Genomic DNA, 17755 nt, shown 5'->3' with positions numbered 1-17755 from the left:
CCGAACTCAGAAGTGAAACGCCGTAGCGCCGATGGTAGTGTGGGGTCTCCCCATGTGAGAGTAGGGAACTGCCAGGCATCAAACAAGTGAAGAGCCCATCCTGACGGATGGGCTTTTTGCGTTTTTGTCGTCTGAAAATACCAACAGAAACCTTCAGGTCGATAGATCATGGCTATGTACCTGAAAATTTACCTGCTCCTGGCTAAACCCCTTTTAACCACTGCATAATAAAAGCGGCTATCTGCGGAACATCGTTTAAATCTAACAGTGGAAGCGACGTCTCGACCGGCCTATCGCTGGCGATAGCAATCACATTATCGTCAAACACTAATTCTTCTGTACTATGCCCGCTGTTGTGCCGATAAAGCAGGATTTTGGGCACGGGTTCATGTTTAAAACCCTCAACCAGGACTAAATCCAACGTTGAGGCATCCATTCGGCTGACCAGCCATGCCAGATCCAGTGAAGGCTTATCTGGCGTTTCCGTCATTAATGCCCAACGCTGCGAACTGGCGACAATGGTCTGAGCCGCTCCGGCTTTACGCAGTTCATAACTGTCTTTACCCGGCTTATCCACGTCCATATCGTGATGGGTATGTTTAATTAGCCCTGGCCGTAAACCTTCTGCGCGCAGTGCCGGAATCAGAGCCTTCAATAAGGTTGTTTTACCTGTGCCGCTCCAGGCGGCGATGGCTAAAAGTGGGATCATGATGGCACCTGCATATGTTGCAAATCGTCGAGAGTATTAACGTTTATAAATGCTGATTTTACATCGCTAAAATCGACGCTATGACCGCCAATTTTGTGCAGAAATACCATTACTCGCCGCTCTCCTGCGGCCAGATACGTTTCCAGTTCGCCGATCACCTTGCGATTTACCAGAGCAATGGCCGGATGGTCTCGTTCACCATCGTGTACCCAAACGGCCAGGGCTGATGTTTTGTGCTGCACTAAGCGAGTCGCCAGAAATGATGGGATAAATGGCGTATCGCACGGACAAAACAGAAACCATTCGCCCTCGACCTGATGCATTACGGAAAGCATGCCGGCCAACGGCCCGGGAAAGTCGTTCAGAGAGTCGGTAATAATCGGGTAGCCGCTGCTTCGCCAGCAATCAAGATTGCGGTTAGCGCTAATCACCAGCCTGGCGACCTGAGGCTGCAGCGTATCGGCGACATGACGCCACAGGGCCTTACCATTCAGCAGCTGTAATCCTTTATCTATTCCTCCCATGCGCGTGCCTCTTCCCCCCGCCAGCACGACGCCGGTTATTACCTCACCCTGCATATCAATATCGCCTCTTTCATTGTGGGTTTGTCCCTGCTAACGTACTCCTATCAAGATTAAGGAGCATTGCTATGAAATGTAAACGCCTGAATGAAGTGATTGAACTCCTCCAGCCGGCCTGGCAGAAAGAACCTGAACTGAATTTGATGCAATTCTTGCAAAAACTAGCGAAAGAAGCGGGTTATGCTGGCGAATTGAGCGATCTTTCCGACGATATTCTGATCTACCATTTGAAAATGCGCGACTCGGCAAAAGAGGCCGTTATTCCAGGTATCCAGAAAGATTATGAAGAAGATTTTAAAACCGCCTTGCTACGCGCCCGCGGCGTGATTAAAGAGTAAAAGGTTGTAAGCGCTGCCGCGGAATCGACAATGAGATGATATCCTGTATCATTCGTACGATTATCGGATGTCAGGATGCACGATAAGGCTTTCACTTTTCAGACGCTTCACCCGGATACCATCATTGATGGTTTATTTGATCTGGGTATGCGGGTAGATTCCGGTCTTACTCCGCTTAATAGCTATGAGAACCGAGTTTACCAGTTTCAGGACGAAGATCGTCGCCGCTATGTGGTGAAGTTCTATCGTCCTGAGCGCTGGTCTGCCGAACAAATCCTCGAAGAACACCACTTTTCGCTTCAGCTCGTTGAGGACGACGTGCCCGTTGCGGCGCCTTTGTTGTTTAACGAGAGCACGCTTCACCAACATCAGGGATTCTTTTTCGCCGTTTTCCCCAGCCTGGGTGGACGTCAGTTTGAGGCGGATAATCTCGATCAGATGGAGTGGGTTGGGCGTTATCTTGGCCGTATGCATCAAACGGGACGCAAACAGCGCTTTGTCGCTCGTCCGGAGATAGGCACCAATGAGTATCTTCTGGAGCCCCGACAGGTCTTTGAGCTCTCCCCACTGATTCCTGCTGGCCTGAAAGATGCCTTTCTCAGCGCTACCGATAAACTCATTGACGCGGTAATGGCGCAATGGCACGGACGCGCCAATATTTTACGGTTACACGGTGATTGCCATGCGGGAAACATCCTCTGGCGCGATGGCCCCTTGTTTGTTGATTTAGATGATTCACGTAACGGCCCTGCTATCCAGGATCTGTGGATGCTGTTGAACGGTGATAAACCCGAGCAGCGTATGCAGCTTGAGATGATTATTGAAGCGTATGAAGAGTTTAGCCCTTTCAATACGGATGAGATTGCTCTCATCGAGCCTTTACGTGCAATGCGGTTAGTTTATTATCTGGCGTGGTTGTTAAGGCGCTGGGAAGATCCCGCTTTCCCTAAAAATTTCCCATGGTTGACCGGGGAAGATTACTGGCGCGGGCAGACAACAACTTTTCTTGAGCAGGTAAAGGTTCTGCAAGAACCGCCTCTTCAGTTAACGCCAATGTATTAATGTGATATATCCAGGAGAGAGTTAATCATGAAAAAAATTTGGCTGGCGCTGGCTGGTATGATTCTGGCTTTTAGTGCATCCGCTGCCCAGATCACCGACGGTAAGCAGTATATTACCCTCGATAAACCCGTTGCTGGTGAGCCTCAGGTGCTCGAGTTTTTCTCGTTCTATTGCCCGCATTGCTATCAGTTTGAAGAAGTCCTTCACGTATCAGATAACGTGAAGAAAAAGCTGCCGGAAGGCGTCAAAATGACAAAATACCACGTTGAGTTCCTGGGTCCACTAGGCAAGGATCTGACTCAGGCATGGGCTGTGGCGATGGCGCTGGGCGTGGAAGATAAGATCACCGTCCCAATGTTTGAAGCGGTACAGAAAAACCAGACCGTCCAGACCGTGGCCGATATTCGTAAGGTCTTCGTTGATGCCGGCGTCAAAGGTGAAGATTACGATGCGGCCTGGAACAGCTTTGTGGTGAAATCTCTGGTGGCTCAGCAAGAGAAAGCCGCTGCTGATTTCCAGCTGCAGGGCGTGCCTGCTATGTACGTTAATGGTAAATACCAGCTTAATCCGCAGGGTATGGATACCAGCAACATGGACGCATTTGTTGCCCAGTATGCTGATACCGTTAAGCAGCTGGTTGATAAGAAATAAAAAATAAACGCCGGTCACTGACCGGCGTTTTTCTTTTCTGCGTCCCAAGTCACTTCTTTGCCTGCTGCATGATTTCCGTTAGCTGCCGATCTTTCTCTTCCCAGAGCGTATTTAGCCAACGCTGAAAGCGTCGCTTAAAGTTTTTATCATTTACATAGTCGCCATGCAGCTCTTCCGCTACGGGCTCAAGATGGATTCGCACCACAATGCGTGTTAATCGACCGCTCAGCATATCGTAAAACGGTCTTTGGTTATTTTCCGGGTAACACACCGTGACGTTCAACAGCTTATCAAACTGCGAGCCCAGCACGCTTAATGCCATTGCGATACCTGCCGCTTTTGGCGCTAACAGATTGTGGTATGGCGAACGGGTTAGCTGTCGCTTTTCTTCAGTAAAACGTGAACCTTCAACAAAGTTGACGATAGTGGTGGGATGCGCGCGGAATTTCTCGCAGGAGCGGCGAGTAGTTTCAACATCTCTGCCACGGCGCTCGGGATGGCGGAGTAAATAGCCTCGGGAATAACGGCGCATAAAAGGCATATCCAGCGCCCAGCAGGCCAGCCCAATAAACGGAACCCAGGCGAGCTGTTGCTTGAGGAAATATTTATTCATCGGAATATGTTTGCGGAACAGGACGCAAAGTACCACGATATCGGCCCAGCTGTGATGGTTGCTGATAAGCAGATACCAGTTCTTTTTACTCAGACCATCAAGGCCCTGTACATCCCATTTAAGACAGGGATTAAGGCGCAGCAGCCACGCCAGTCCTTCACACCAGCAGTACATCATGAAATTGCAAAAAACGGATATCGAGCGCCAGACCGCAGGAACGGGCACAAGAAGTTTAATCAGCCCGGCGATGATGATTGGCACGGAGCAGATGACGGTGACTATGATAGTCAGGGCGATACTCAGCGGGAGCGTTATCGCGGCGAGTAATCTCGGCATAGTTAAATTATTCAGAAAGTTAGGCTGATAAAGAACGCCTATAAACAGCGCAAGGGGCTGATTTTATCAGAAAATAGAGTAAATAACGGGTCTTACCAGAACAGAAAAATTTCTGGATCTTATATCCACATGGAACATCGAGTCGCCATGATGATAATAAAGCAGGTTGTGAACCTATAATTGCATGATAAATATGGAATATTTTTCCGTTATATTATTTTATTAATCATTGGTCGATCAACGTTATAAAACTATTCACAAAGTTATCCACAGGTTAGGCCGCAACGCGATCCTGGGGATCGCTGAATCTTTTCGACGAAATGTGGGAAAAATTCAGGATTTAATGTCCGTCTGTGGCATCCTTTACCGATAATCTGATAAACAGGCACGGAAAATATGGTTCAGATCCCAGAAAACCCTCTCATCCTCGTTGACGGCTCTTCTTACCTTTATCGGGCATACCACGCGTTCCCCCCGCTGACGAACAGCGCAGGCGAACCGACAGGCGCCATGTATGGCGTGCTGAATATGCTGCGAAGCCTGATCCTGCAGTATCAACCGACCCATGCTGTCGTTGTGTTTGATGCCAAGGGAAAGACTTTCCGGGATGAACTGTTTGAGCACTATAAATCTCATCGTCCACCGATGCCGGACGATCTCCGTGCGCAGATCGAGCCGCTGCATGCCATGGTGAAAGCGATGGGCCTTCCGCTAATGGCCGTTCCTGGCGTGGAAGCAGACGATGTCATCGGTACCCTGGCCCGTGAAGCTGAAAAAGTAGGGCGTCCGGTGCTGATCAGCACCGGTGATAAAGATATGGCTCAGCTGGTTACGCCGGGTATTACGCTCATTAATACCATGACTAACACCATCCTTGGCCCCGACGAAGTCGTGACAAAATACGGCGTTCCACCGGAACTGATCATCGATTTTCTGGCCCTGATGGGTGACTCCTCGGATAACATTCCGGGCGTGCCTGGGGTGGGGGAGAAAACCGCGCAGGCGCTTCTGCAGGGACTGGGTGGTCTTGATACGTTATATGCTGAGCCTGAAAAAATCGCCGGATTGACTTTCCGCGGCGCGAAAACGATGGCGGCAAAGCTGGAACAGAATAAAGAGGTGGCTTACCTCTCTTATCAGCTGGCGACGATCAAAACGGACGTTGAACTGGATTTGGGCTGTGAAGATCTGCTGGTTGAACAACCTGTTGCGGATGAACTGCTGACGCTGTTTAAAAAATATGAATTTAAACGCTGGATCACTGATGTAGAGTCCGGTAAGTGGATGCAGGCAAAAGGCGCTAAGTCTGCGGCCAGGCCGCTGGCAGCGGCTGCCGAAGTGGCCGAGGCAGAAGAAGAAACCGCGACAGTGCTCTCCGCTGAAAACTACGTCACCATTCTGGATGAACAAACATTGCTCACCTGGATTGAAAACCTGAAGAAAGCGCCGCTTTTTGCCTTTGATACCGAAACCGACAGCCTGGATAACGTATCCGCCAATATGGTGGGCCTCTCCTTCGCCATTGAACCTGGCGTGGCGGCCTATGTACCGGTCGCCCATGATTATCTGGACGCGCCGGATCAAATCCCTCGCGACCGCGTCCTGGAATTGCTGAAACCGTTACTGGAAGATGGCAAGGTTCTGAAGGTTGGACAAAACCTCAAATATGACCGCGGGATCCTGGCTAACTACGGCATTGAACTGCGCGGTATTGCCTTCGATACCATGCTGGAGTCCTACATTCTCGACAGCGTGGCGGGCCGTCATGATATGGATAGTCTCTCCGATCGCTGGCTGAAGCACAAAACCATTACCTTCGAAGAAATCGCGGGGAAAGGTAAAAACCAGCTCACATTTAACCAAATTGCGCTGGAAGAAGCAGGCCGCTACGCGGCGGAAGATGCGGATGTCACCCTGCAGCTGCACCTCAAAATGTGGCCTGAACTTCAGCAAAATGAAGGTCCGCTGAACGTCTTTAAAAATATTGAAATGCCGCTGGTGCCGGTGCTATCCCGCGTGGAGCGTAACGGCGTGAAGATTGATCCGGCCGTGCTGCATGCGCATTCTCAGGAGATAGCCAAGCGCCTGATTGAACTGGAGAAGAAGGCGTACGATATTGCGGGTGAAGAGTTTAACCTCTCGTCGCCGAAGCAGCTGCAAACGATCTTGTTTGAAAAACAAGGCATTAAGCCGCTGAAGAAAACCCCTGGCGGTGCGCCTTCTACCTCGGAAGAGGTGCTGGAAGAGCTGGCGCTGGACTATCCGCTGCCGAAAGTTATCCTCGAATATCGTGGACTGGCAAAACTTAAATCCACCTATACCGATAAGCTGCCGCTGATGATCAGCCCGAAAACGGGGCGGGTTCATACTTCCTATCACCAGGCGGTGACCGCTACGGGGCGTTTGTCGTCTACCGACCCGAACCTGCAGAATATTCCGGTACGCAACGAAGAAGGGCGACGTATCCGCCAGGCGTTTATTGCACCGGAAGATTATCTCATTGTCTCGGCCGACTACTCGCAAATTGAACTGCGCATCATGGCGCATCTCTCCCGCGATAAGGGCCTGCTGACCGCATTTGCGGAAGGCAAAGATATCCACCGCGCGACGGCGGCTGAGGTCTTTGGTTTGCCGCTGGAGAGCGTTAGCAGCGAGCAGCGCCGTAGCGCGAAGGCGATCAACTTTGGTCTGATTTACGGCATGAGCGCATTCGGTCTTGCGCGACAGCTCAATATCCCACGCAAAGAAGCGCAAAAGTATATGGATCTCTACTTTGAGCGCTATCCGGGCGTTCTGGAGTATATGGAGCGTACTCGCACCCAGGCCAAAGAGCAGGGGTATGTTGAAACGCTGGACGGTCGTCGTCTCTATCTGCCGGACATTAAATCCAGCAATGGCGCGCGCCGCGCTGGCGCCGAACGTGCGGCGATCAATGCGCCAATGCAGGGTACCGCGGCCGATATCATTAAACGCGCGATGATCGCGGTAGACGGCTGGCTGCTAAGCGAAAAACCCCGCGTGCGGATGATCATGCAGGTGCACGATGAACTGGTCTTTGAAGTGCATAAGGATGATCTTGAGGCGGTCGCGAAAAAGATCCACGAACTGATGGAGAGCAGTACGACGCTGGCGGTTCCGCTGCTGGTGGAAGTCGGTAGTGGAGAAAACTGGGATCAAGCGCACTAAGTATTCGTCGGGTAAGGTCATTTTTTGTAAGTGAGTAACATAACTTATCGTGTTTTGTGATGATCATTTGAATTTGCTATGTAAAGAGTGAAAAAAAACTACAAAAAATGCTTTATCCGTAACCGAAAGAAGAGTAGAGTTAAAGACGTAGGGTACAGAGGTAAGATGTTCTATCTTTCAGACCTTTTACTTCACGTAATCGGATTTGGCTGAATATTTTAGCCGCCCCGGTCATTTATGACCGGGGCGTTTTTTATTGCGCGAAAGAAAATTTTACGCATCGATGCATGCAAAGGCGGGGAGCCCGGATAAGGCTTCACGCGCCGCTATCCGGGTTTTTTGCGAACTTATTCGCCGTCTTCGGGTTCTTCCTGCGGCGGGATATCGTTATACCAGCTATCCAGCTTCTGACGCAGTTTATCCACACCTTGCTTCTTCAGGGAAGAAAACGCTTCTACCTGCACATCTCCGTTAAAGGCGATGACCGCTTCGCGAACCATATTGATCTGCGCTTTCCGCGCACCGCTGGCGAGCTTATCGGCTTTAGTCAGCAGTACCAGCACCGGGATATCGCTTTCGACGGCCCACTGGATCATCTGCTGATCGAGATCTTTAAGCGGATGACGAATATCCATCAGCACCACCAGCCCTTTCAGACAGAGGCGTTTCTCAAGATATTCACCCAGCGCGCGCTGCCACTTGATCTTCATCTCTTCCGGAACCTGGGCGTAACCATAGCCCGGCAGGTCGACAAGGCGTTTGCCCTCAGCGACTTCAAACAGGTTAATCAGCTGCGTACGCCCGGGCGTCTTCGACGTGCGCGCCAGGCTTTTTTGGTTAGTCAGCGTATTCAGAGCGCTGGATTTCCCGGCGTTAGAGCGGCCAGCAAATGCCACTTCAATACCGGTATCGGCAGGAAGATGGCGGATATCTGGCGCGCTAGTGACAAAATGCGTCAGTTGATAATTCCAGTTGGTCAAGACGGTCGTCTCCGTTAAATCAGGCTATGGCGGGGATTATACCTGAACAACAGAAAAAGACTGTTTTTACCGCATCTCATTGATGTAAGTTAAAACCACACTCTTTGTGAGATATTGGCTATTGGTTATATGAGATATGAGTGAGAAAAATCCGAGCATAAATAACACAAAAGCTTATAAATCATGATATTAAGCTGAAAGAAAATTCTGAAATTAGATTTTTTTCTGTACAGTCAGTTGTAGGTTTTCCTCAAACCAGTAAAGTAGTGACCAAGGGCGAGGATGCTAACAGGATGATGACTCAGGATGAGGGGTCAGGAAGCGCCAGGAGGCGAGGACTACGGATTGTCAGGATGACAAACGTCTGGAAGACGTTTTAAAGGGAAATGGAAGTAACAGGGACCGTTGGTAGCTGAAGGAAAGACAGGGTGTGTCGTTAGCTAACAGGGAAAGTAGAAGCCCTTTAAGGGTTGTCAGTACGGAAAAAGGCGACAGAGTAATCTGTCGCCTTTTTTCTTTGCTTGCTTTCTGCTAGATTCCGCCTCAATTCTATACTGAAGAAAATGGCCTGAAGATTACCCAACATGAAAAAACCGACATCCGTACCTCGTGGCAAAAAAAATCGCAAAACGCGTGAAGAATTGAACCAGGAAGCTCGCGAGCGTAAGCATCAGAAGAAGCATCGCGGCCATGCGGCAGGCAGTCGTGCGACCGGTGGCGACACCGCTTCAGCAGCAAAAAAACAAGGTCAGCAGCAAGATCCCCGAATTGGCAGTAAAAAACCCATCCCGCTGGGCGTAACTGAAAGCGCTCCGGCGATTAAGCAGCATAAACCAAAGAGCGAGAAACCTATGCTTTCACCGCAGGCTGAGCTGGATTTGCTGGAGAACGATGAGCGCCTGGATGCGCTGCTGGAACGCCTTGAAGAGGGCGGCACCCTGAATGCTGAAGAGCAAACCTGGGTTGATGCCAAACTGGATCGCATTGATGAGCTGATGCAGCAGCTGGGCCTCTCCTATGATGATGACGAAGATGAAGAAGAGGAAGAGCGCAAAGAAGATATGATGCGCCTGCTGAAGGGTGGAAACTAACGTTTGCATCCCATCGGATTCCCGGTCCTGCTTATAACCCTTCTGGTTATATGTTATCTGCTGTGGTTATTCGTTAAACTACGACGGTTGTCGCGGCGTCAGAAATGGCTGCGCAACCGGCTCATTACCCGAGGTGCGGTTGGGCCGGGGCGGCGTACCCGCCGACGGCACCATCGGAAGGAGTGAGCATGTCTGTGCAGTTAATCGACTGGGATCTGGCCCTGATCCAGAAATATAATTATTCCGGGCCGCGTTATACTTCGTATCCCACCGCGCTGGAGTTTTCTCCAGAATTTGGCGCTGCTGAATTTGATGCGGCGGTTGCCCGCTATCCGCAGCGTCCTCTATCGCTATACGTGCATATCCCGTTTTGCCATAAACTCTGCTATTTCTGCGGCTGCAACAAAATCGTCACCCGCCAGCAGCATAAGGCTGACCAGTATCTGGATGTGCTTGAGCAGGAGATTATTCATCGCGCTCCGCTTTTTGCTGGCCGCAAGGTTAATCAGCTGCACTGGGGCGGCGGTACGCCGACGTATCTGAACAAAGCGCAAATTAGCCGCCTGATGGGGTTGCTGCGTACGCATTTCGATTTTAACGCGGATGCAGAGATTTCCATTGAAGTCGATCCGCGTGAAATTGAGCTTGATGTCCTGGATCATTTACGCGCCGAAGGCTTTAACCGCCTGAGCATGGGCGTGCAGGACTTCAACAAAGAAGTGCAGCGTCTGGTGAACCGCGAGCAGGATGAAGCATTTATCTTCGCGCTCCTTAATCACGCGCGTGATATCGGCTTTACCTCAACCAATATCGACCTGATTTACGGTCTGCCGAAGCAAACGCCGCAGAGCTTCGCTTATACGCTACAGAAAGTGGCGGAGCTTAATCCCGATCGTCTGAGCGTATTTAACTATGCGCATCTGCCAACGCTGTTTGCTGCACAGCGCAAAATCAAAGATGCCGATTTGCCCTCAGCTGAACAAAAGCTGGATATTCTTCAGGAGACGATTGCTTCGTTAACCTCTGCGGGATATCAGTTTATCGGCATGGACCACTTTGCCCGCCCTGATGATGAGCTGGCGATAGCCCAACGGGAAGGTATTCTGCATCGCAACTTCCAGGGATATACCACCCAGGGAGACACCGACCTGCTGGGGATGGGCGTGTCGGCGATCAGTATGATTGGCGATTGCTATGCGCAGAACCAGAAAGAGTTGAAACAGTATTATCAACAGGTCGATGAAACCGGGACGGCGCTGTGGCGCGGTATTGCGTTGACGCGCGATGACTGCATTCGTCGTGATGTCATTAAGGCGCTGATTTGTAACTTCCGTCTCGACTTTGCGGCGGTAGAGAAACAGTGGGCGCTCATCTACGATGACTACTTTGCCGAAGATATGAAATTGTTGGCGCCGCTGGCTAAAGACGGGCTGGTGGATGTGGATGAGAAGGGCATTCAGGTTACGCCGAAAGGCCGGCTGCTGATTCGCAATATCTGTATGTGTTTTGATGCTTACCTGCGGCAGAAAGCGCGGATGCAGCAGTTTTCTCGCGTGATATAAGCTATATCCCCTCTCCTTACCGGAGAGGGGATATTATCAGTTAAACAGCCCAACCATCGCCGCGCACAGGACGGCAGCTACCGCCGTCTGCGGCGTATGACCTGCTGCAACTCCGCTCGATATAATATTAATGAGTGATTCAAGCATGATTACCCCCCGTCTTTCCGGGCAAGATCATACTCAACGCATAGCAACAGTAAAGTACAAAATAGCAGCAGTTTGCGCTGGATGACTATTTTTTACGCGCCGCTGCGCTGCTACTCCATTCCCAACTCTTTTAACTTACGCGTCAGAGTATTACGGCCCCACCCTAGCAGCCGCGCCGCCTCTTGTTTATGCCCCTGAGTATGGCGTAACGCGGTGGTCAGCAGCGTACGCTCCATCTCCGGCTGCGCTTCTGAGAGCAGGTTTTGATGACCGGAGCGCAGCGCGCGATCGGCCCATTGCCCCAGCAGCGTCGCCCAGCTATCCGGCAGCATTTGCGTCGGATTATCCGGTATCGCGGTTTCAAACAGCTCACTGGGGAGATCCTGCGTCAGAACTTCCTGACCCGCGGCCATCACCGTCAGCCAGCGGCAAGTGTTTTCCAGCTGACGAACGTTGCCCGGCCACGCCAGCCGGGTTAACGCCATCTCCGTCTCCGGATGCAGCTGTTTGGCCTCCACGCCCAGTTCACGAGCGGCAATTTGCAGGAAATGCCTCGCCAGGCGAGGAATATCTTCCCGACGCTCGCGCAGCGGCGGCAGATGGACGCGAATCACGTTCAGGCGATGGAACAAATCCTCACGGAATTTCCCCTCCTGGACGCGCAGCTCAAGGTTCTGGTGGGTGGCGGCAATAATACGCACATCCACTTTCACCGGCGCATAGCCGCCCACGCGGTAAAACTGACCATCGGCCAGGACGCGCAGCAGACGGGTCTGGACGTCCAGCGGCATATCGCCAATCTCGTCAAGGAACAGCGTACCGCCGTCTGCCTGCTCAAAACGTCCCTGACGCACGGTATTGGCGCCGGTAAAAGCGCCTTTCTCGTGGCCAAAGAGCTCTGACTCAATCAAGTCTTTAGGGATTGCCGCCATATTCAGCGCAATAAATGGCGCCTTGGCGCGCGGGCTGTGGCGATGCAGAGCATGGGCAACCAACTCTTTGCCGGTACCGGATTCGCCGTTGATCAGCACGCTGATAGAAGAGCGAGACAGGCGGCCGATAATGCGAAAGACGTCCTGCATTGCCGGCGCTTCGCCGATGATATCGGCCGTTGGGCTATTAATCGGCGCATTACGCGGCTGTTGTTGCTCCTGGTAATGGCTAATTGCCCGGTCAACCAGCGCTACCGCTTCATCGATATCAAACGGTTTCGGCAGATAATCAAAGGCGCCTTGCTGATAGGCGCTGACCGCCGCATCAAGATCCGAATGCGCCGTCATTATGATGACCGGTAGCATTGGATGGCGCTGTTTAATTTGCTTTAACAGCGCCAGCCCATCCATTCCCGGCATGCGGATATCAGACAGCAGCACATCCGGGGTTTTGGTCGTGAGGGCATCAAGCACCTCGTTACCGCTCTCAAACGTTGTACAACTCAAGCCTGCCCCGGTGAGCGCGCGTTCAAGCACCCAACGGATGGAGCTATCGTCGTCAACGATCCATGCTATCCCTCGTTGCATAAACACCTCTACTTCCGAATAGGCAGGTACACCGAGAATTCGGTATGCCCTGGCCAACTGGTAAATTCAATTTTCCCGGAGTGCTGATCGATAAGGCTGCGGGCAATAGACAGACCGAGTCCGGTACCGCCTTCGCGCCCGCTCACCATCGGATAAAACAGCGTGTCCTGTAAATGAGACGGTATTCCCGGGCCGTTATCTTCAACGTCAATGCGCGCAGCGAGGCGATAGCGTACGCCGTGTAAGGTTAACTGGAAGGCCGTGCGGGTGCGCAGAGTGATCTCGCCGCCCTCGGGTCCCAGCGCCTGCAGCGCATTACGGACGATATTCAGCAACACCTGTTCGATTTGGTCAGGGTCGTGCGGGAGTTCCGGCAGGCTGGGGTCGTAATCGCGAACCAGTTTGACGTTATCCGGCAGCTCCATCGACACCAGCTTCACTACCCGCTCAGCGACCTTATGGATGCTTTCCGTCACGTGCATCCCGGGATGCTGCGGCCCCAGCAGACGGTCGACCAGATTTCTTAACCGATCGGCCTGTTCAATAATGACTTTGGTATATTCCATTAGCGCAGGATCGGGCAGCGCTTTGCTCAACAGCTGTGCCGCTCCGCGTAAACCGCCCAGCGGGTTTTTAATCTCATGGGCCAGACCACGCACTAAGTCGCGTGCGGCAATCTGCTGTGCGTGCTGCAGCTGCTCCTGGCTCAGACGACGCTGATTATCCATCGGCGCCATTTCCAGCAGAATATAGCCTTCCGGCAGGCGCTGCGCCGTCAGGGAAAGGATATGCGAGCGGCTATCAATGACCAGCGTCACTTCGTTATCGGTAAAACCTTGCCCCGCAGCGAGGCTCTCCTGCATGAGGCCGATATTCAGCGAGAAATAGCTCAACAGTTCCGGCAGCGGCGTGCCGAATAGCTTACGAGAACTTTGCGCCAGCAGCTGCTGCGCTGCCGGGTTCGCGTAATGAACCGCCAGGTCATCATCGACCAGTAAGATACTGTTGATTAAAGAGTTAAGGATCTGCCCAGCATCGGGCAGTGTGCCTGTTGCCATTCGACAGTCTCCAGAAAAAGAGTGCACCATTTTAGTGCAGTATAGCTTTTTATGAATAAAAAGCTCACGAGATCAGCGTGTTGGTGGAGAAAAAAGCCCATCCTGAGATGGGCTGAAAGTTTCCACGGCAACAAAACATCCCTGGTACCTCGCGCCACAACACGAAGCACCATGGATTTACAGCAAAATCAGACGCTGTAGTACAGCTCGAATTCAACCGGGTGCGGAGTCATACGGATGCGGTCGTTTTCTTCCATACGCAGGGCGATGTAAGCATCGATAGCGTCGTTGGTGAATACGCCGCCGGCGGTCAGGAATTCACGGTCTGCGTCCAGCGCGTTCAGTGCTTCTTCCAGAGAGCCTGCAACCTGTGGGATCTCTTTCGCTTCTTCCGGCGGCAGATCGTACAGGTTTTTATCCATGGCTTCGCCCGGATGGATTTTGTTCTTGATACCGTCAAGGCCAGCCATCAGCAGCGCGGCGAAGCACAGGTACGGGTTAGCCGCCGGGTCCGGGAAGCGCACTTCGATACGGCGCGCTTTCGGAGAGGTGACAACCGGAATACGGATAGACGCGGAACGGTTACGGGCAGAGTAAGCCAGCATTACCGGCGCTTCGTAGCCCGGGACCAGACGCTTGTAGGAGTTGGTGGTCGGGTTAGCCAGGGCGTTAATCGCTTTAGCGTGTTTGATAACGCCGCCGATGTAGTACAGCGCTTGTTCAGACAGGCCCGCGTATTTGTCGCCGGAGAACAGGTTTACGCCGTTCTTGGACAGGGACATGTGGCAGTGCATACCGGAACCGTTATCGCCAAACATCGGTTTTGGCATGAAGGTCGCGGTTTTGCCGAAACGGTGTGCGACGTTGTGCACAACGTATTTGTAAATCTGAATTTCATCCGCTTTTTTGGTCATGGTGTTAAAGCGGGTGGCGATTTCGTTCTGACCGGCAGTCGCCACTTCGTGGTGGTGAGCTTCAACAACCAGGCCCATCTCTTCCATGATCATACACATGGTGGAGCGGATATCCTGAGAGGAGTCTACCGGCGGAACCGGGAAGTAACCGCCTTTCACGCCCGGACGGTGGCCTTTGTTGCCGCCTTCGTATTTGGTGGAGGAGTTCCATGCGCCTTCGATATCATCGATAGCGACGTGGGAACCGGAAATGGACGCACCAAAACGGATGTCATCGAACAGGAAGAATTCTGGTTCTGGCCCGAACAGTACGGTGTCAGCCAGGCCGGTAGAGCGCAGATACTCTTCAGCGCGCTTAGCAATGGAACGCGGGTCGCGGTCATAGCCCTGCAGAGTGCCGGGTTCCAGGATGTCGCAGCGGATGATCAGAGTCGGTTCTTCATAGAACGGGTCGATCAGCGCGGTGGTTGCGTCCGGCATCAGAACCATGTCGGATTCGTTAATACCTTTCCAACCGCCAATCGAGGAGCCATCAAACATTTTGCCTTCTTCGAAGAATTCGGCATTTACCTGATGAGAAGGAATAGTTACGTGCTGTTCTTTACCTTTGGTATCGGTGAAGCGCAGATCGACAAACTTCACTTCATGCTCGTTCAGCATCGTCAAAACGTGTTCAGCGGACATACTTAAACTCTCCCGGATTGGTCTGTGTCGTCGTGGAAACGAAAACTTTTTTGCTACTAAAAGTGGCGTTGTTGCCTTAAAAAATACAAAGCGAAATCTGTGCCAACTTTTAAATTGCCCCCAAAAGGCGTTATCATGCACGTCATCGTGCAAAAGGGCTGCACCAAAATGAATACATTGCACCAATATAGTGCATTTGTGTGAACATTGGGCACTTATTTGGTGCAATTGGACTCGAATAACCCTTTTAATGCTCCGTGAAAGCGATCACAAAGAATCTCTGCAATACTTGTTTGCGGAGGATGTTTGTGATCCTGTTTTGTACTGCGATTAATCCGTGTACAATAACGCGCTATTTCTAATGCCTGAGGCAAAGTTGTGATCGAAAATCTGCGTAATATCGCCATCATCGCGCACGTTGACCATGGTAAAACTACCCTGGTTGATAAGCTGCTACAGCAATCTGGTACGTTCGACGCGCGTACTGAAGCACAAGAACGAGTGATGGACTCCAACGATTTGGAGAAAGAGCGTGGGATTACCATCCTCGCTAAAAACACTGCTATCAAATGGAATGATTACCGTATCAACATCGTTGATACCCCTGGGCACGCCGACTTCGGTGGTGAAGTTGAACGTGTCATGTCCATGGTAGATTCTGTGCTGCTGGTGGTTGATGCCTTTGATGGTCCGATGCCGCAGACGCGCTTCGTCACCAAGAAAGCTTTTGCCCACGGTCTGAAGCCGATTGTTGTTATCAACAAAGTTGACCGTCCTGGCGCGCGCCCTGACTGGGTTGTTGATCAGGTATTCGACCTGTTCGTTAACCTTGATGCTACCGACGAACAGCTGGACTTCCCTATCGTTTACGCTTCCGCGCTGAACGGTATCGCGGGTCTGGATCACGAAGATATGGCTGAGGATATGACTCCGCTGTATCAGACTATCGTCGATCGCGTACCGGCACCGAACGTTGACCTTGATGGCCCGCTGCAGATGCAAATCTCCCAGCTGGACTACAACAACTACGTTGGCGTCATCGGCATCGGCCGCATCAAGCGCGGTAAAGTGAAGCCGAACCAGCAGGTCACTATCGTTGATAGCGAAGGCAAAACCCGTAATGGTAAAGTCGGTAAAGTTCTGACCCATCTGGGTCTGGAGCGTATCGAGAGCGACATCGCTGAAGCGGGCGATATCATCGCGATCACCGGTCTGGGCGAGCTGAACATCTCTGACACCATCTGCGATACGCAGAATGTTGAAGCGCTGCCGGCGCTGTCCGTCGATGAGCCGACCGTTTCCATGTTCTTCTGCGTTAACACCTCTCCGTTCTGCGGTAAAGAAGGTAAGTACGTTACCTCTCGTCAGATCCTTGACCGCCTGAACAAAGAGCTGGTGCACAACGTGGCGCTGCGCGTTGAAGAAACTCCGGATGCAGACGCATTCCGCGTTTCTGGCCGTGGTGAACTGCACCTGTCCGTTCTTATCGAAAACATGCGTCGTGAAGGTTTCGAAATGGCGGTTTCCCGTCCGAAAGTTATCTTCCGCGAAATCGACGGCCGTAAGCAAGAGCCGTTCGAGAACGTGACGCTGGACGTCGAAGAGCAGCACCAGGGGTCTGTTATGCAGGCGCTGGGTGAGCGTAAAGGCGACCTGAAAAACATGAATCCAGATGGCAAAGGCCGCGTACGTCTCGACTACGTGATCCCAAGCCGTGGTCTGATCGGCTTCCGTTCAGAATTCATGACCATGACCTCCGGTACCGGTCTGCTGTACTCCACCTTCAGCCACTACGATGACGTTCGTGCGGGTGATGTGGGTCAGCGTCAGAACGGCGTTCTGATCTCCAACGGTCAGGGTAAAGCGGTGGCGTTTGCGCTGTTCAGCCTGCAGGATCGCGGTAAGCTGTTCCTGGGCCACGGCGCAGAAGTTTACGAAGGCCAGATCATCGGTATTCACAGCCGTTCTAACGACCTGACGGTAAACTGCCTGACTGGTAAGAAACTGACCAACATGCGTGCGTCCGGTACTGACGAAGCAACGGTTCTGGTTCCGCCGGTTAAGATGACCCTGGAGCAGGCTCTGGAGTTCATCGATGACGACGAACTGGTTGAAGTTACCCCTACTTCCGTTCGTATCCGTAAACGTCATCTGACCGAGAACGACCGTAAACGCGCAATGCGCGGCGCGAAAGAAGAGTAATTAACGCTTCTTTTCGCTATCTGAACCCTGCCTCAATGGCAGGGTTTCTTTTTTGTACAAAGCCCTGCCACCCATAGTCAAACTCCCCCTTTCCCGCTACAGTTAATTTTCCACGGTGCAA

15 protein-coding genes and 1 rRNA gene are annotated in these 17755 nt (G+C 52.0%); 8 read left to right on the top strand and 8 right to left on the bottom strand.

The features are described 5' to 3' along the window. A 5S ribosomal RNA gene (rrf, locus tag ACSIPU_RS25380) occupies positions 1-77 on the top strand; the annotation flags it as partial. Positions 78-202: 125 nt separating this feature from the next. On the opposite strand, the gene mobB is transcribed toward rrf, so the two are convergent. After that, positions 203-709, bottom strand: coding sequence for a molybdopterin-guanine dinucleotide biosynthesis protein MobB (gene mobB, locus ACSIPU_RS25375; RefSeq protein WP_004107330.1), 507 nt, complete (start codon positions 707-709; stop codon positions 203-205). After that, positions 706-1287, bottom strand: a complete 582-nt coding sequence (mobA, locus tag ACSIPU_RS25370) for a molybdenum cofactor guanylyltransferase MobA (protein ID WP_004107332.1) — start codon at positions 1285-1287, stop codon at positions 706-708. Before mobA ends, mobB begins: the two co-directional genes overlap by 4 nt. A gap of 71 nt (positions 1288-1358) precedes the next feature. Between mobA and ACSIPU_RS25365 the strand changes: the two genes are divergently transcribed. The 3 genes from ACSIPU_RS25365 (at position 1359) to dsbA (ending at position 3341) form a co-directional block, all read left to right on the top strand. Next, the gene (locus tag ACSIPU_RS25365) at positions 1359-1628 is read left to right on the top strand and encodes a YihD family protein (protein WP_004107333.1); all 270 of its coding nucleotides are present in this window, start codon (positions 1359-1361) and stop codon (positions 1626-1628) included. 75 nt (positions 1629-1703) lie between these two features. Further along, positions 1704-2690, top strand: a complete 987-nt coding sequence (locus ACSIPU_RS25360; protein WP_004107336.1) for a serine/threonine protein kinase — start codon at positions 1704-1706, stop codon at positions 2688-2690. A gap of 27 nt (positions 2691-2717) precedes the next feature. Further along, positions 2718-3341 (top strand): thiol:disulfide interchange protein DsbA, encoded by a 624-nt coding sequence (gene dsbA, locus ACSIPU_RS25355; protein WP_004107338.1) that lies wholly within the window; start codon positions 2718-2720, stop codon positions 3339-3341. A gap of 49 nt (positions 3342-3390) precedes the next feature. Here dsbA and ACSIPU_RS25350 read toward each other — a convergent pair whose 3' ends face one another. Next, positions 3391-4290, bottom strand: a complete 900-nt coding sequence (locus ACSIPU_RS25350; RefSeq protein WP_032729179.1) for an acyltransferase — start codon at positions 4288-4290, stop codon at positions 3391-3393. A gap of 396 nt (positions 4291-4686) precedes the next feature. Here ACSIPU_RS25350 and polA point away from each other — a divergent pair, with 396 nt between their 5' ends. Continuing rightward, a complete protein-coding gene (gene polA, locus ACSIPU_RS25345; protein WP_004107343.1) occupies positions 4687-7476 on the top strand; it encodes a DNA polymerase I in 2790 nt (929 codons plus the stop codon). A 347-nt stretch (positions 7477-7823) separates the two neighbouring features. Here polA and yihA read toward each other — a convergent pair whose 3' ends face one another. After that, on the bottom strand, positions 7824-8456 hold the full coding sequence (yihA, locus tag ACSIPU_RS25340; protein ID WP_004107344.1) for a ribosome biogenesis GTP-binding protein YihA/YsxC: 633 nt from the start codon (positions 8454-8456) through the stop codon (positions 7824-7826). Positions 8457-9040: 584 nt separating this feature from the next. On the opposite strand from yihA, the gene yihI reads away from it, so the two are divergent. Further along, the gene (gene yihI, locus ACSIPU_RS25335) at positions 9041-9547 is read left to right on the top strand and encodes a Der GTPase-activating protein YihI (protein WP_004116778.1); all 507 of its coding nucleotides are present in this window, start codon (positions 9041-9043) and stop codon (positions 9545-9547) included. Positions 9548-9735: 188 nt separating this feature from the next. Continuing rightward, positions 9736-11109, top strand: a complete 1374-nt coding sequence (gene hemN, locus ACSIPU_RS25330) for an oxygen-independent coproporphyrinogen III oxidase (protein WP_004107348.1) — start codon at positions 9736-9738, stop codon at positions 11107-11109. A 36-nt stretch (positions 11110-11145) separates the two neighbouring features. Here hemN and ACSIPU_RS25325 read toward each other — a convergent pair whose 3' ends face one another. From ACSIPU_RS25325 to glnA, 4 genes are all read right to left on the bottom strand, one after another. Continuing rightward, positions 11146-11256: a YshB family small membrane protein gene (locus ACSIPU_RS25325; protein ID WP_016809591.1), complete on the bottom strand. Its 111-nt coding sequence runs from the start codon at positions 11254-11256 to the stop codon at positions 11146-11148. Positions 11257-11366: 110 nt separating this feature from the next. Then, positions 11367-12776 carry a nitrogen regulation protein NR(I) gene (gene glnG / locus ACSIPU_RS25320; protein WP_004107350.1) on the bottom strand — a complete coding sequence of 470 codons (1410 nt, stop codon included), beginning with the start codon at positions 12774-12776 and terminating at the stop codon, positions 11367-11369. 8 nt (positions 12777-12784) lie between these two features. After that, complete coding sequence (gene glnL, locus ACSIPU_RS25315; RefSeq protein WP_004107353.1) at positions 12785-13834, bottom strand: nitrogen regulation protein NR(II); 1050 nt, start codon at positions 13832-13834, stop codon at positions 12785-12787. 188 nt (positions 13835-14022) lie between these two features. Continuing rightward, the gene (gene glnA, locus ACSIPU_RS25310; RefSeq protein WP_004107355.1) at positions 14023-15432 is read right to left on the bottom strand and encodes a glutamate--ammonia ligase; all 1410 of its coding nucleotides are present in this window, start codon (positions 15430-15432) and stop codon (positions 14023-14025) included. A gap of 378 nt (positions 15433-15810) precedes the next feature. Here glnA and typA point away from each other — a divergent pair, with 378 nt between their 5' ends. Beyond that, positions 15811-17634, top strand: a complete 1824-nt coding sequence (gene typA, locus ACSIPU_RS25305) for a ribosome-dependent GTPase TypA (RefSeq protein WP_004107356.1) — start codon at positions 15811-15813, stop codon at positions 17632-17634. The last annotated feature ends 121 nt before the right edge of the window (positions 17635-17755 follow it).

The organism is Klebsiella sp. HN106, from assembly GCF_051209435.1.
Lineage (GTDB): Bacteria > Pseudomonadota > Gammaproteobacteria > Enterobacterales > Enterobacteriaceae > Klebsiella > Klebsiella oxytoca.
The sequence above is the reverse complement of the archived record's forward strand: the minus strand, read 5'-3'. Positions and strand labels throughout refer to the sequence as shown.